This is a genomic window from Clostridium moutaii (genome assembly GCF_041205085.1).
GTDB classification, from domain to species: domain Bacteria; phylum Bacillota; class Clostridia; order Clostridiales; family Clostridiaceae; genus Clostridium_B; species Clostridium_B moutaii.
Genome location: NZ_JBGEWD010000009.1, coordinates 117,482 through 132,605 on the forward strand (window position 1 = coordinate 117,482; position 15,124 = coordinate 132,605).

At 29.9% G+C, this 15,124-nt stretch carries 15 protein-coding genes; 7 read left to right on the forward strand and 8 right to left on the reverse strand.

Annotated features, from left to right (window positions below; genetic code table 11):
- Nucleotides 1–315: 315 nt before the first annotated feature.
- On the reverse strand, nt 316–1,971 hold the full coding sequence (locus AB8U03_RS10810) for a glutamine--tRNA ligase/YqeY domain fusion protein (protein WP_369704569.1): 1,656 nt from the start codon (nt 1,969–1,971) through the stop codon (nt 316–318).
- Between the two features lie 294 nt (nt 1,972–2,265).
- Here AB8U03_RS10810 and AB8U03_RS10815 point away from each other — a divergent pair, with 294 nt between their 5' ends.
- From AB8U03_RS10815 to AB8U03_RS10825, 3 genes are all read left to right on the forward strand, one after another.
- On the forward strand, nt 2,266–3,471 hold the full coding sequence (locus AB8U03_RS10815; RefSeq protein WP_369704570.1) for a MerR family transcriptional regulator: 1,206 nt from the start codon (nt 2,266–2,268) through the stop codon (nt 3,469–3,471).
- A gap of 151 nt (nt 3,472–3,622) precedes the next feature.
- Nucleotides 3,623–4,798 (forward strand): DegT/DnrJ/EryC1/StrS family aminotransferase, encoded by a 1,176-nt coding sequence (locus tag AB8U03_RS10820; protein ID WP_369704609.1) that lies wholly within the window; start codon nt 3,623–3,625, stop codon nt 4,796–4,798.
- 5 nt (nt 4,799–4,803) lie between these two features.
- Nucleotides 4,804–5,928 carry a DegT/DnrJ/EryC1/StrS family aminotransferase gene (locus AB8U03_RS10825; protein ID WP_369704571.1) on the forward strand — a complete coding sequence of 375 codons (1,125 nt, stop codon included), beginning with the start codon at nt 4,804–4,806 and terminating at the stop codon, nt 5,926–5,928.
- Nucleotides 5,929–5,996: 68 nt separating this feature from the next.
- Here the strand turns inward: AB8U03_RS10825 and AB8U03_RS10830 are convergent, their stop codons facing one another.
- The 4 genes from AB8U03_RS10830 to AB8U03_RS10845 all read right to left on the reverse strand — a co-directional run bounded on the left by AB8U03_RS10830 (nt 5,997) and on the right by AB8U03_RS10845 (nt 9,132).
- Nucleotides 5,997–6,770, reverse strand: a complete 774-nt coding sequence (locus AB8U03_RS10830) for an alpha/beta hydrolase family protein (protein ID WP_369704572.1) — start codon at nt 6,768–6,770, stop codon at nt 5,997–5,999.
- A gap of 45 nt (nt 6,771–6,815) precedes the next feature.
- Nucleotides 6,816–7,514, reverse strand: a complete 699-nt coding sequence (locus AB8U03_RS10835; protein WP_369704573.1) for an arginase — start codon at nt 7,512–7,514, stop codon at nt 6,816–6,818.
- A gap of 66 nt (nt 7,515–7,580) precedes the next feature.
- Nucleotides 7,581–8,699 (reverse strand): D-glucuronyl C5-epimerase family protein, encoded by a 1,119-nt coding sequence (locus AB8U03_RS10840; protein WP_369704574.1) that lies wholly within the window; start codon nt 8,697–8,699, stop codon nt 7,581–7,583.
- Nucleotides 8,700–8,976: 277 nt separating this feature from the next.
- On the reverse strand, nt 8,977–9,132 hold the full coding sequence (locus AB8U03_RS10845) for a hypothetical protein (protein ID WP_369704575.1): 156 nt from the start codon (nt 9,130–9,132) through the stop codon (nt 8,977–8,979).
- 202 nt (nt 9,133–9,334) lie between these two features.
- Between AB8U03_RS10845 and AB8U03_RS10850 the strand changes: the two genes are divergently transcribed.
- Nucleotides 9,335–10,150, forward strand: a complete 816-nt coding sequence (locus AB8U03_RS10850) for an exonuclease domain-containing protein (protein ID WP_369704576.1) — start codon at nt 9,335–9,337, stop codon at nt 10,148–10,150.
- A gap of 682 nt (nt 10,151–10,832) precedes the next feature.
- Complete coding sequence (locus AB8U03_RS10855) at nt 10,833–10,982, forward strand: aspartyl-phosphate phosphatase Spo0E family protein (protein ID WP_369704577.1); 150 nt, start codon at nt 10,833–10,835, stop codon at nt 10,980–10,982.
- Nucleotides 10,983–11,542: 560 nt separating this feature from the next.
- Here AB8U03_RS10855 and AB8U03_RS10860 read toward each other — a convergent pair.
- The 3 genes from AB8U03_RS10860 to AB8U03_RS10870 all read right to left on the reverse strand — a co-directional run bounded on the left by AB8U03_RS10860 (nt 11,543) and on the right by AB8U03_RS10870 (nt 12,972).
- Nucleotides 11,543–11,884 (reverse strand): hypothetical protein, encoded by a 342-nt coding sequence (locus tag AB8U03_RS10860; protein ID WP_369704578.1) that lies wholly within the window; start codon nt 11,882–11,884, stop codon nt 11,543–11,545.
- A gap of 232 nt (nt 11,885–12,116) precedes the next feature.
- Nucleotides 12,117–12,716: a molybdenum cofactor guanylyltransferase gene (gene mobA / locus AB8U03_RS10865; RefSeq protein ID WP_369704579.1), complete on the reverse strand. Its 600-nt coding sequence runs from the start codon at nt 12,714–12,716 to the stop codon at nt 12,117–12,119.
- A 103-nt stretch (nt 12,717–12,819) separates the two neighbouring features.
- Nucleotides 12,820–12,972 carry a hypothetical protein gene (locus AB8U03_RS10870; protein ID WP_369704580.1) on the reverse strand — a complete coding sequence of 51 codons (153 nt, stop codon included), beginning with the start codon at nt 12,970–12,972 and terminating at the stop codon, nt 12,820–12,822.
- Nucleotides 12,973–13,275: 303 nt separating this feature from the next.
- Here AB8U03_RS10870 and AB8U03_RS10875 point away from each other — a divergent pair, with 303 nt between their 5' ends.
- Together AB8U03_RS10875 and mobB are read left to right on the forward strand one after the other, a co-directional pair.
- Nucleotides 13,276–14,487 carry a molybdopterin molybdotransferase MoeA gene (locus AB8U03_RS10875; RefSeq protein ID WP_369704581.1) on the forward strand — a complete coding sequence of 404 codons (1,212 nt, stop codon included), beginning with the start codon at nt 13,276–13,278 and terminating at the stop codon, nt 14,485–14,487.
- Nucleotides 14,465–15,004, forward strand: a complete 540-nt coding sequence (gene mobB / locus AB8U03_RS10880) for a molybdopterin-guanine dinucleotide biosynthesis protein B (protein ID WP_369704582.1) — start codon at nt 14,465–14,467, stop codon at nt 15,002–15,004. The genes AB8U03_RS10875 and mobB overlap by 23 nt, the downstream gene beginning before the upstream one ends.
- The last annotated feature ends 120 nt before the right edge of the window (nt 15,005–15,124 follow it).

Sequence of the window (15,124 nt, forward strand, 5' to 3'; positions counted from 1 at the left end):
TTAATTTTACTATTTAATTATCTCTATATATTATAGTAAATGTATATATACTTTTATACATTATAAAAAATTAAAATAGTTATGCAATTTTCATTCCATAACTACCCCTGCTAATACGCCCCTGGATAAATTCTTCTAAGATCAGGTACAAAAATCATTTCTTATGGGCCAACTCCACCTGAACCCAAGAATTACTTGATTAAATCTGCCTTGACAAATAAAAATTGCCCTGAAACAATACAAGATCACCTCAGCGCAATTTTTCACTATATAATTTATTTTTTTAAACTCATAAAAACTACTAAATCATAAAAACTACTTGATTTTAAAAGAGCTTTTAAGAGATACTATTCTATTAAATACCAATTTCCCACCTCTAGCGACTTTTGGATCTACGTTAAAATACCCATGCCTAAAAAACTGAAATTTTTCTCCAGGTCTTGCATCTTTCATGTTAGGCTCTAAAAATCCATTTAAAATTTGAAGGGAATTGGGATTCACATTATCCAAAAAAGAATCATTTTCCTCTCCAATTTCATTTAAAATCAATGGTTCATACAATCTTATTTCTGCTGAAATTGCAGTATTTACATTTACCCAATGAATTGTACCTCTTACTTTTCTTCCATCCGGGCTATTTCCACCTTTCGACTCTGGATCATAGGTACAGTGCAGTTCAATTATATTTCCACTCTCATCCTTAATTGCTTCACTGCATTTTATAAAATAAGCACCTTTTAATCTAACTTCATTTCCTGGAAATAACCTATAATACTTTTTGGGTGGATTTTCCATAAAGTCTTCCTTTTCAATATATATTTCTCTTGAAAAGGGAACCTCTCTAGTTCCTGCTGAAGGATCATCCGGATTATTTTCAATTTTAAAAGTTTCTGTTTTACCCTGTGGATAATTAGTTATTATAATTTTTAGTGGATTTAAAATAGCCATAGTCCTCAATGCTTTTTTTTCAAGATCATCTCTCAAAAAATAGTCCAGCATTTGGGAATCAACTACACTGCTGGCCTTTGCCACCCCAATTTCCCTGCAAAACTTGCGAATAGATTCTGGAGTAAATCCTCTTCTCCTAAGCCCTGCAATGGTTGGCATACGCGGATCATCCCATCCATCTACAAAATTTTCATCTACAAGTTTTTTAAGTTTTCTCTTGCTCATAACAGTATTTGTCATATTCAATCTGGCAAATTCTATTTGTTTAGGTTTGTTTTCCGTTTCACACTCCCGTATAATCCATTCATAAAGAGGACGATGATCTTCAAATTCAAGTGTACAAATAGAATGAGTAACTCCTTCTATTGCATCCTCCAGGGGATGTGCAAAATCATACATAGGATATATACACCACTTATCACCAGTATTATGATGATGTGCATGAGCTATCCGATATAATACCGGATCCCTCATATTTATATTGGGTGATGACATATCAATTTTTGCTCTTAAAACTTTTGCTCCATCTTCAAATTCTCCATTTTTCATTTTTTCAAATAATTTAATATTTTCCTCTACTGTCCTATTCCTATAGGGACTTTCTTTCCCAGGTTTCGTTAAAGTTCCTCTATATTCTCTTATTTCATCCGGTGCTAAATCACATACATATGCCTTTCCCTTTTTTATTAAAAGCACTGCATATCTGTACATTTGATCAAAATAGCTGGATGCAAAATGTAGTTCCTCCCAATTATACCCAAGCCACTTTACATCCTCTTTTATTGAATCCACATATTCTGTATCCTCTTTTGAAGGATTGGTATCATCAAATCTCAAATTAGTTCTTCCATTAAATTCATCTGCCAAACCAAAGTTTAAAACTATGGATTTGGCATGACCTATATGTAAATATCCATTTGGCTCCGGAGGAAATCTAGTTATTACCTTCTTATATTTACCTAATTTTAAATCTTCTGCAATTATGTTTCCAATAAAATTTGATGAATTATTGTTATATTCCATAAGTACCCTTCCTTTTCTAAAACTTATTCATATTTTATAAAAACTTATATTCTGGCAAATTTTTTATTTTAAAATACACACTAAGATCCCACAATACTTTTATTTGATATTACCATATATTTCGTGTATATTCAATAATAAGCCTGTATTTATCTAATACTATAACTTCTCTTTCATTTTTATTATGTTATAGTTTATGCAATTATTATATAAGATACTATATAATTTTAAAAAATTTATTGCACCTTACCTTACGTCATGTGATACAATAATTTAAGTAGAGGTGATATTGTTATGTCTGCCCAAAAGCCTAATTTAGTTAGTATAGGTAATTTTGCCAAAAAATCTGGTGTTACTTTAAGGACTCTAAGATATTATGATAAAATAGGCCTTTTAAAACCTTGTTCCTATAGTCAATACGGGCATAGGTTGTACAATTTTGAGGATTTTGGTAAGTTGCAAAAAATACTGACACTTAAATTTATAGGACTTTCTCTTGAGGATATTTCCAGAATAATGAATTATGATATAAATCATAATGATTTAAAGAAATCTCTTGAAATACAAAAAGAAATAATGAAAGGAAAAATATATCATATTGAAACTGTAATAAAGTCTATAGAAGAAGCTGTCCACATGTTAAACCATAATAGAGAATTGAATTGGAATAAGTTCATAAATATAATAAATGCAATAAACATAGATCAAAAATGGATAGAACAATATGAAAATGCCTCTAATTTAAAAGCAAGAATAAAAATGCACGAACTTTTTAGTACTAACAAGCAGGGCTGGATGAACTGGTTTTTCAATCAATTAAACCTTCCAGATAAGGTTCGTATATTGGAGCTGGGTTGTGGAGATGGCGAACTATGGGCAAAAAATTTAGATAAGATTCCAAAGGGATGGGATATAACCCTTACTGATTTTTCTCCTGGAATGTTGGAAGATGCTAAAAAAAATTTGAGTTTAAAAAGATTTACGTTTAAATTGGTTGACGTGCAGGATATTCCTTACGGCAAAAATAGCTTTGATGTAATAATTGCCAACCATATGCTCTATCATGTAGCTAACAAGAATAAAGCTTTTTCAGAAATTTACAGGGTTTTAAAGCCCAACGGATATTTTTATGCCTCTACGGTTGGAAAAAATCACATGAGAGAAATGAGAGATATTGTTAAAAGATTTAATTCCCAAGGTATAACAACAGACAGCTGGAATCTTACAGAAAATTTTCAACTTGAAAACGGACTCGCTGAAGTTTCAAAGTGGTTTAAAGATGTAACTTTAAAAAGATATAAGGATAATTTAAAAGTAACATCTTCTGAGCCTCTTATAGATTATATATTTTCAATGCCAGGTAATACTAAAAATACACTTGATGAGACCAGAATTCAGAATCTTAAAAATTTTTTGCAGTCTGAGATAAACAAAAATGGATATATTTATATAACAAAAGATACTGGCTTCTTTCAGGGCATAAAATCAAGTGATTCTTAAGTGCAGTGGAGTTTTAATACTTTTAATAGTGCACCTTAGAAGAACTCATCCAGAGGAATATCACTTAGAATCCCTAACTTTACAAAGCTGGGATGTTAGCAATGATAGCTATGATATAGAAAAGTTAAAATATAGAAAGGATTTGATATTTATGAATAAAAAAATTCCCTTTTCTCCTCCAGATATTACTGAAGCTGAAATTAATGCAGTAGTAAATGTTTTAAAATCCGGATGGATAACTTCCGGACCAAAAACTGCTGAATTTGGAGAAAAGATAGCTGAATATTGTGGTACAAATCATGCCATAGCATTGGCAAATGCCACTGCAGGCCTTGAAATTCTACTTCAGGTATTTGATATAAAAAGTGGAGACGATGTGATAACAACTCCTTATACTTATACTTCTACTGCTAGCGCATCTATTCACTGGGGAATACTGCCTACTTTTGTAGATGTAAAAAAAGATGATTTTCTAATTGACCCAGATAAATTGTATGATGCTATAAAACCAAATACAAAGGCCATATATTCTGTGGATTTTGCAGGAGTACCTGTTGATTATGATGCCATTCGTGAAGTTTTAAAAGCTAAAAATCGTGAAGATATACTTCTGGTATCTGACTCTGCCCATGCTTTTGGTGCAACCTACAAGGGTAAAAAGGTAGGAAATCAGGTTGACGCCCATGTATTTTCCTTCCATGCTGTAAAAAATTTAACTACAGCTGAAGGTGGTGCGGTAACTTTTGATAATAACCATTTATTTGGCAAAAAAGATCTTTTAAAGGATTTAAAATTAATGTCTCTTAATGGTCAATCCAAAGATGCCCTTTCAAAGACACAAGCAGGTGCATGGAAATATGATGTATTATTCACTGGAGCCAAATGCAATATGACTGATATAAATGCAGCAATAGGTCTTGTACAACTTTCCAGATACGAAAATATGTTAAAAAAACGCAAGACAATATTCGATATATACACTAATGCATTAAAAGACAAAGATTGGGCCATAATTCCTTTTGAAAAAAATGATGATAAAGTAACCTCCTATCATTTATATCCACTTAGGTTAAGGGGTTTTAAGGAAGAAAAAAGGAATGAAGTCATAAGAACTCTGGCAGAAAAGAATATTGCAACTAATGTACATTTTACACCTCTTCCAATGTTTACAGCATATAAAAAACTTGGATATTCCATTGATGATTATCCAAATGCATATTCACAATATGTCAATGAGATAACTCTTCCTCTCTATTCAACTCTTTTACCAGAAGACGCTGAATATGTAGCACAGGAACTTATAAAAGCTGTAGAGAAAGTGAGGTAATATATATGGAAGTTAAATTTTTTACCCCTACAAGGGAATATTCTGAAAAGAAAGATGAATTTGATAAAGCAATACAATCTGTTATAAATAGCGGAAGTTTTATAATGGGAAAAGAAGTTACAGACTTTGAAGATGCCATAAAAAAATATACAGGAGCCAAATATGCAATTTCTGTAGCTTCAGGTACAGATGCACTGGTTATAGCTTCTGATATACTGGGATTTAAAGATAAAAAAGAAGTGATAACTTCACCTTTTACTTTTCTTGCATCTGCTTCCTGTATAGCTATGCATAATGCAAAACCTGTCTTTGTAGACATAGATGAAACTACCTTTAATATAGATGCCAATAAAATTGAAGAAAAAATAAATCCCAATACGGTAGGTATACTCCCCATACATTTATTTTGTCAGATGTCAGACATGGATAAAATAATGGATTTGGCTTCTAAAAACAATTTACGTGTACTTGAAGATGCCGCAGAAGCTTTTGGTATGAGATGGAAAGGATCCAACGGTATTGTATATAAGCATTCCGGCACCATTGGCGATATGGGTATATTTTCCTTTTTCCCCACTAAAACACTAGGCGGTTACGGTGATGGAGGAATGATAGTTACAAATGATGCCAAATTAGCAGAAATGGCAAAAATGTTCAGAGTTCATGGTGCTTCTAAAAAATATCATTATGATTATCTGGGTTATAATTCAAGACTTGACACCATACAGGCTGCTGTATTGTCAGTTAAATTAAAGCATTTAGATAAATCTATAGAAAAAAGATTGAAGGTTTCAAATTGGTATAAAAAAAGACTTATTGACTGTGAATATGTAAAAATACCTGGAATAAAGGGAGAGCAAAAACCAGTATACTATGTATTTAACATATTAGCAGAAAGTCGAGATAAACTGGTAGCATATTTAAAACAAAATAATGTTGGTACCAGTATATATTATCCAATTCCACTTCATCTTCAAAAATGTTTTAATCATTTAGGATACAAAGAAGGGGATTTTCCTGTAGCTGAAAAAGTGTCAAAGGAAATACTGGCACTTCCAATATATCCTGAAATAACAGAAGATGAAGTTGACTTTGTATGCACTGCCATAAAGAATTTTTATAAAAAGTAATCTATTGGTTTACAACATAACCATTTTTCTTTACTCCCAATGATCTTGGGAGTAAAGAATCAATAAACCTAAGATGATATATATTTTTTGGTAAAACAAACTATTTTTTGCACAAGTTGTTGATAATAAAATGGACTTGAATAACAGTGATCTGCTCCCGTAATAAATTGCAACAAGGCTTTGTCTCCCAACAATTTTTCAATTTTTTTAGAATATAGCGGCGGCACTGATTCATCTTCCGTACCATGAAGTATAAGTACATTTCCATTTATATTTTTTAAATAATTAAAAAAGTTATAGTCAGATGCGTCTTCTATAGCCTTTTTACCAAGTTCATTATTTTCAAAATTTATATATCCCTTATTTAAAAATTCATACAGCCTGTCTCCTTTTATTTCATTGACAAATATATCATACATATTAAATGCAGGGCTTATAAGTATAGAATTTTTAATCATATCCGAATAATTAGACGCAGTTATTACGGCAATTGCCCCACCCATACTAAATCCTAAAATATTTATATTGGTTTTATCTATATAATCAAGAGAATTGGAAAATTTCAGTATCACACTACAATCCTCAGCTTCTTCAGATATAGTTACATATTTAAAATCTCCATCGCTTTCACCGCTGCCAGCAAAATCAAATCTAATAGAAGCCACTCCCAGTTTTTCTAAAATTCTAGCTATTTTCACAAACATAAAATTATGACCCACTTTATTTCCCATAAATCCATGGCAAAAAATTATGCATGGTACCTTACTCTCTATTTCAGGTCTGTTTATAATTCCTCTTAGAGTTCTATTTTTTTTATTTTTTATTTCAAAGTTTTCAACCATATTATTAGCCCTCCTATGGCCGGCTTTTCAATTTTTAAAAATATATTAAAGTGTTATATATATCTTATCAGAAAGAGTAAGGCCTTCAGGATTCCAGTGCCGCTTAGGACATTTTACTACTTTATAGGGCATATTCAAATCTTTTATAAATTCATAGAATTTACAATCCAGCCAAGGCGGAGTCCAGCTTCCCGATCTGCATATATGGATATAATCAATAGCTGTTTTATCTTTAATATCTTCTATTTGAGGATACTTTACATTAAAAACCTGATTTATTTCCTGAAATTCATCTTTGCTTTCATAAGTATAAGGACTGTAAACTATTCTAACCTTATTTACTACCTCATTCTTCAACAGCTTTCCAAGCCAATTAGCACAGTTCAATTCAAAATCAAGTGACTTAATTCCTCCATATCCCAAATCGGAGTGAGCATCAAAATTTATTACTTCACCACAATTACTATTTTCTCCTATATAATAGGAAAATTTATGTGAATCAGACACATATACCTTAGCTTTCTTTTTTATGATAAAATGTTCTTTGATTACATTCCAAAATCCTATTAGTTCTCTTCCCGTTTTAACTGATTTTTCTATATTGATTCCCTTTTTTTTATCTTCAAAATATCTTCTATACCAGATAATAACATTATTTCTTCTATTCTCAATATAAGAACCATACCATCTCTCTTTTATTGGAATAAAATAATCCCAATCAATACTCAGAAGATTCTTTTTCATAAAAACACACCTCTTTTATTACTATAATTTTAAACCACCCTAAATAATTTTTAAAGTATGTTAAAATCACTTCTTAACATATGAAATCCACATATCTCTAATATTTTTGAAATATTCTTCTTTTGTTATATCATAGAGTACATTCATCTGTTCTATATGAACTGCGTGATAGAAGTCAGAACTGCTGGGGACTGAACTCTTTACCATATGGTTCAAATCGTAAGATGTGAAATTTCCCATATCATAATAAGGCAATATATACTTCAAAGTTTCAAGCCCTTTATTCCAGTACCTTTTAGCCGTATTACAATAATACATATTTCCTAGACAACGTACATTGCTCCAATCATAGAGGCCTATTAAAGTGAATATATGCCCATTCAAGGTATAAGTTGATGTAGAATTTATATACTGCTGAAAAAATATTTTATTTTTAAGTCTTTTATCTAAGGTGCCTAAATTATCCATTACTCCGCCCTCTGAAATTGGTGTTAAGAGATATCTCAATACCTTCTGGCCTGATTTTATATATTTAGGATCTTCAGTTAAATGATAAGCTCTGGCAAATACGCTTAAAGCTTGACCCTGTGACATACTGGAGGCCCATCCTTCATTTAAACATTCATAATGATTATATTTAAATTCATATCTTAAAGAACCATCCTTTTTTATACTTTTTATCAAAAAATCTGCTATATTTAAAAACTTATCTTTATTATCTTGTCCATCCATATATTTATCATACAGATGAAGTGCGTACTGACATATAGTAACTGCATTGTAATAAAATTTTTCGTCATATTTTACCATAGGTATCCCATTTTTATCAAATTTAAAACTTGGGGATTGTATATAAACCCAGTCCTGTTGATGATTGAAATATTTTTTAAAGGGGCTGTATTCCCCATATAAAATATAACTGCACTTATTATCCTTATAATAACTTCTCCCATCTTCAGCAATATGTATATACTCAGGTGAAAAAGAATAACTTTTTAAAACCGGTAGTTTTTCTTCTGCCAGCAGTTTACACACTTTAGCTTCATTTACAACCTGTATGGGTAAATGCGGATTAGATAAAATCATATCATATCCCTTTATTGCCTCTGTATATTTCTTATTATACTGCAACCAGCGGCTTCTTTTTAATATATTCTTTCCTTCTTCTTTAGAAGTTTCACCCACTTTGCGAAGCTTCTACCCCTCTATTAAAAAATCCTGTAACACTAATTAAAATCATAAGTATACATATTATTCTCATAAATATATTTTTCTTCAATTTTATATTTTCTCCCCTTTTATAGCTTTTAATTGTTACTTTAAAAATGACAACTTTTAATATTATTTTCTAATGTATAAAAATATATTCGAATTTTCATGTAAAATAAAAAAGCACTCCTCCACATGGAACAGTACTTTCCTCACTTTATCATCCTGTTTGCCTGCTCTTCACATTTAATTATCAACTTATTTCTTCGCAATATTTTTGAGTTCTTTTATTTATTCTTTCCCTGTTAGGACAGCCGTAACAGCACATATTCGTTATAATTTTTTCACGTTCCATAATAGCTGACAGCTTACACACATCACATGTTTTAGGATATTTCTTTTTCTCCACTGCACTTCCTCCAATTAAATAAATTATTATTAAAACGTATACTATTGTTTAATTATTTCCATTTTATGCATTATCTAAACAGATGTGTAATTATTCAACTTAAAAAGTCTGTTTATATAGCTCACCATATCATGTTATAATTAGATATGTATAGAGCCTTGACCATGTCTAAAAAAGATATATAAAGCCTGGAGGAATTATTATGTCGTTTGATTTTGTAGCCATAGATTTTGAAACATCAAATAATGAATACAGCAGTGCCTGTTCAATTGGAATAGCTGCTGTAAAAAATAATGAAATATGTAAAAAAGAGTACTTTTTAATTCATCCCCCCACCCTTGATTTTGATAAAAAAAACATATCTATCAACGGGATAACTCCAAAAGATGTAAAAGACTCACCACTTTTTCCTGAAGTGTGGAACAATATAAGCACTTATTTTGATGAAAATATAATAGTTGCCCATAATGCTGCATTTGACATGTCCGTACTAAAGAATTGTCTATTGCAATATAAAATACCCATGCCAAATTTCAAATACATTTGTAGTATACCAATATCCACAAGATTATGCAGGGGTAAGGGTATTGGTAAATCTTTAAAAGAACGTGCTGAATATTTTGGTATAGAATTAGGCCATCATCATAATTCTCTATATGATGCTATTGCATGTGCCCATCTAGTAATTGAATGCATAAAACGTGCTCACAGAAAAACACTTGAATCTTTTTGTCATACATATATCAGTCTTCCAATAAAAAGTTTTAAGGATTTACATCCTAAAAAAGAATTTGCCAAAAGGATTAAAAATGATTCTTTAGCAAATAAATTTAATAGAATTAAAATATCTGATATTAAACCTGACTGTGAATATATTGACACTTCTAATCCATTTTATAATAAAAATGTAGTTTTCACTGGAGACCTTGAAACCTTAGGTAGAAAAGAAGCCATGCAAAAAGTAGTTAACTTAGGTGGCATATTAAAAAGTGGTGTATCAAAAAAACAAATTATATAATAGTAGGAGCTCAAGATAAATCTCTTGTTGGTGATTCTGGGATAAGCTCCAAAGAGCAGAAAGCAACTGAATTAAAAAATCAGGGATACAATATTAAAATAATTTATGAAGATGAATTTCTAAATCTCATTAAGATTACTAACAAAGAAGAAAGCAATAATCTCCCTGAGGAAACTGCTGATTTAGATTCGATCATTGTTTTTAACAACTTAGATGAGGAAATAGAAAAATTAAAGGAATGGAAATTATTAAGTCCTGCAGCAGATAGTTTAAAAGATATATATTATAAAAATAAAGTCAGTATTTATAATGGCGAAATTTTAGGATATTTAAGTAAAAAAACAAATGCTAAGTGTTTAAGCCAATTTTATGAAACTGTCGTATTAAAAGTTAAAGATAGAATTATAAGAATAGATCCAGCTTATCTACTGGAAATGCAGAAAAAAGACTTTTCATCTTCATATGGCAGCAATGTACAACCTGTAAATCAAACAGACAATTTATAAGGTAGTCAATTACAAAACTCAATATATATTTTTATACAAAGATAATGGGCATGGATTTGGTTTTTATGTAAATCTATACCCATTATCTATGATTTTTTAATTTTTTAACTTGAATAACCAACTTTTATATTATATAATGTAAAAGTTGGTAAAAAAATGATAAGGATATAAAATATATGGAAAAAATTTTAGAGAAACTAAGGAATAAACTAAATGGAATGTTAAATTCAAATGAATATACAAGTAAAGAAATATTACAGGTAAGTCAACAATTGGACGAGCTTATTGTATATTATTATAAATTACAAGAGAGAGATAAGACTTAATCTAAGATAATATTGATACTATGTAAAAAAGTACAAAATGAAATGAGTAAGTTATTTTTTCCTTAATACTTTGCTAAAATAAAATTTTTGGAAAATAAGCTGCTGCTGAATTCTCAATTTTCTCTTATAAATAGTAGATACTGGCAGTTATATGGCAACTGCTTTAGAGTTAAATATTGCTCAATCTTTTGGTTTATATATTCCAATAAGACGCTTTAAATTAGATAATTCTCCTTTCCTAAACGAAAAATATACGAATAATAAGGTAAACAGTCCAAAACAATATATTTTTTAATTTAACTCACTGATAGCCCCGAAAGGTACTGACCCCGTCACTCCAACTAACAGCTCCGGGCACACAGAAGCCAGAATTTATGCTAACTTTCTTATATTTTCAAAATCATTTGGTCCATAAATACCCAAGTCTTTACTGTAGGCAGATGCCATTATAAAGTATTTCGATGTAATTAAAATATCAGAAGTTTAGGATTTAAAAAATAAAGGCAAAAGCCCTTATTTTTAAGCAAACTTCAGATAGCTTATAAAAAAGATACATATTCCTATTTTTTTATTATACTCTCTATTTTCTTTATTACTTCTTGAAAATTATCATTGAAATTGTTTTCCATAACTATGTCAGCTTGGTCTATAACCTCACTTGCCGACTTTTTCATTTGACAATTTCGAGTATTTTTTATCATAATAAAAACACCTGGATTAACAACAGTTCGCAAGCTATTTGATTCACATACTATAAGAGTATTTTCAGATATTTGGGTAATGAATGCTTCAAATCCTTTGTATATATTATTCTCCAATGTTTTTAACCAATAAACCTTATCAGCTCCTGCAGCTAATAGTAAAGAAGTATCTTTATTATCGGATGCATTTAACGTCTCCATTTCAACTCCTGTTTTTCCAAGGATAGATAATATTGCTGGTTCTATTTATATTTTACCTTATTTATGGATCCTCTCGCTACTACAACTCTCTTAGTGTCATCTTTTTCATTAACGTTTATCATATGGGTTCTTCCACTTTCATTGAAATACGTAAATTCCATTGTTATCCTCTATAGCTATCATATTATTCCTCCATAAATGCACTCTAAATTTTTTTAATCCATAATGCATTTTAACCATCTAACGAATTAATATAGCTATTTAAATCTTCTTTAGTATTTATGTTTAGAAACATATCCCAGTTTGGACTGTACTTTCTTGCATCTTGCTCTTTTATGTAGAAAGTATTAACTTTATCAGTTAAATAAACTATAGCTCTACAATTTTCTAAAAGGAGCTTTTCTATATCCTTTATTATATTTCTAGAATAGAAAGCATTAAAATGTTCTAGTCTATTTCCCACTCTAGTTATACATGCATCTACATCTAAATCTCTTATTTTTTCTTTCATATATCTTATATAATCAATATTTATATTCGGCATATCACAAGCTAAAAAATACACATACTTGCTACTGCTTTTCTTAAGACCGATATGAATCCCACTCAATGGACCTCTTTGCTTTATTTCATCACAAACTATCTTACATGAACTACCTACATACTGTTTTGGTTTATTTGTAACTATAATGATATCATCAAATTCTTTTCTTAATTTATTAATCATAATTTCTAGCAATCTTTTTTCATTTATCTTTATAAATTGTTTATCAAATTCCATTCGTGAACTTTTTCCACCTGCTAGTATTACTGCTGTTTTAAACTTTTCCATAGTTTCTCTCCTCTTTAAAACTTTTTATAAAATTTTCTTACAATCATATTATTTTGTTTATTTAAATCGTTTTCGATAGCTTACAAGCATTTTTCCTATCTTTCTAAAATATAAAGATTGGATCTAAGTCAATAATATCGAATATTAAAGCAGATTTTCTATAATTATCCTTACATTGTTGAGAAGTACTATAACCTATAGAACCATGTATTGTATTTTTCAAGTTTTCCGTATATCTTTTGGATTTATTTGACATTATGTAAGCACTCCTTTTCTTTTATTTTATATTATTTGAATTTTTGTGTCTACATTTTTATACTAGTACCAGTTTTTACTGACTGTTGATGTAATAGACATTACTTACTAACTGGTAGTTTTGAAAAATATGATGTAAATATCGGTCCTGTATGTGGTCAAAATTGATATATTGATATACAATTATCTATATAAAAAGTCAGGCAAGACTTAAATCAGCTATAGATATAAGATTCAGCAAATTCAAGTTTTGCTTATACAATAATATAAAAATAGAATGCATAAGGTAGGGAAAGAAGTAAAAATGATTGATGTAGATAATGCGCTAAATATAATTAATGAAAGTACAAAAAAATTGTCTTTAGAAAAAAAGGATATACTATCCTGTCTTAATAAAGTTTTAGCAGAGGATATATATTCCAAAGATAATCTGCCACCTTTTGACAAGTCTGCAATGGATGGATATGCTATCAAAAGTGAAGACACCACAAATTGTGATTCAGAAAATGTTGTAGAGTTTGAAATCAAAGGGTTAATAAAAGCAGGAGATTATTGTGAAGATGAACTTAAGCCTGGTCAGACTTTTAAAATTATGACTGGAGCACCCTTACCTAAAGGGGCAGATGCTGTTATAGAAATTGAAAAAGTAGAAGTTGAAGGTAATATATTAAAAATATCCCAAGTGGTAAACAAAAATAATAATGTTATTAAGCTTGGGGAAGAGATTAAAGCTGATGAGTTGGCGCTAAATAAAGGAAGTAATATTAGGCCAGTAGAAATAGGTCTTTTGGCCTCACTAGGATATAGTTCCGTAAATATTTATAAAAGCCCTACTGTTGCTTTAATTATCACTGGAGATGAATTAATTGACATAGATAGTAAACTACAAAGAGGAAAAATCAGAAATAGTAATGAATACTCATTAAAGGCTCTAATTAAAAATTCAGGTGCAAAAGCCTTGTCCTTAGGAGTTGTTGCTGACGATAAGGACAATTTAAAGGGAAAAGTAAAGTATGCCTTAAAAAATGCAGATATAGTAGTCAGTTCAGGAGGAGCATCCGTTGGAGACTATGATTTTGTAGACAATGTATTAAAAGAAATAGGAGCAGACATGAAATTTAACTCAGTAGCAATTAAGCCTGGAAAACCAGTAACCTTTGCTACTTATAAGGAAAAGCTATTTTTCTCCTTACCAGGTAATCCATTATCATTAATAACAACCTTTGAAGAATTTGTTAAGCCTGCAATTGAAAAAATGATGGGCAAGCAAATTGGGAATACGGAAGAATTTCCTGTTATTTTAGCAGAAAATTTTAAAGCTAAAAGAGGAAGAAAAAAATATGTATATGTAGAAATTAAAGAGGATAACGGAAAATATTATGCTTATAAAGTAGGATCACAATGCTCTAATCATCTAATGACTATGAGTGGAGCAAATGGAATTATTATTATACCTAAAGAATGTGGAGAGGTTAAAGCAGGAGGGGTTTTAAATGGAAAATTCATATTCAAATAAAAAAGAAAAAACAGCTATACTTTCCATAATTTCAACTAAATCAGGTATGGGGAAGACTACTTTAGTTGAATCACTAATTAAAATTTTTAAAAGTAGAAACTACACTATGGGAACATTAAAGTATGATGTAAAAAAATTTGAAATAGACAAAGAAGGAAAGGACAGCTATAGATTTAGTCATGCTGGAGCTGATAATGTAATTATTGCATCTTCTAAAAAATTAGCTATGATTCAATCATTAAAAGAGGAAAAAACTATAGAAGAAATTGTTACTCTTTTTGGTGATTTAGATATTATATTGATTGAGGGATTTAAAAATAGTATCTATCCTAAAATAGAAGTCCATAGAAAAGGCATAGACAATAATTTGCTCTGTAAAAATTCTGACTATAGCACATCTAACTTTATAGCTGTGGCTAGTGATGAAAATTTAGATGTAAATATTCCTATTTTAAATTTAAATGATGCAGTTTCTATAGCAGATTTTATAGAGGATAACCTAATTAAGAAAAAGTAAATTTTTAGGTAGATTAAGTTTTATAAAACTTTTATAAGGAATACTTATATTAGGTGACATTCTCATGTCATACGGCTCTTATTATTCAGTCACTGGTAAAATTCCTGCTCTCCAATGATC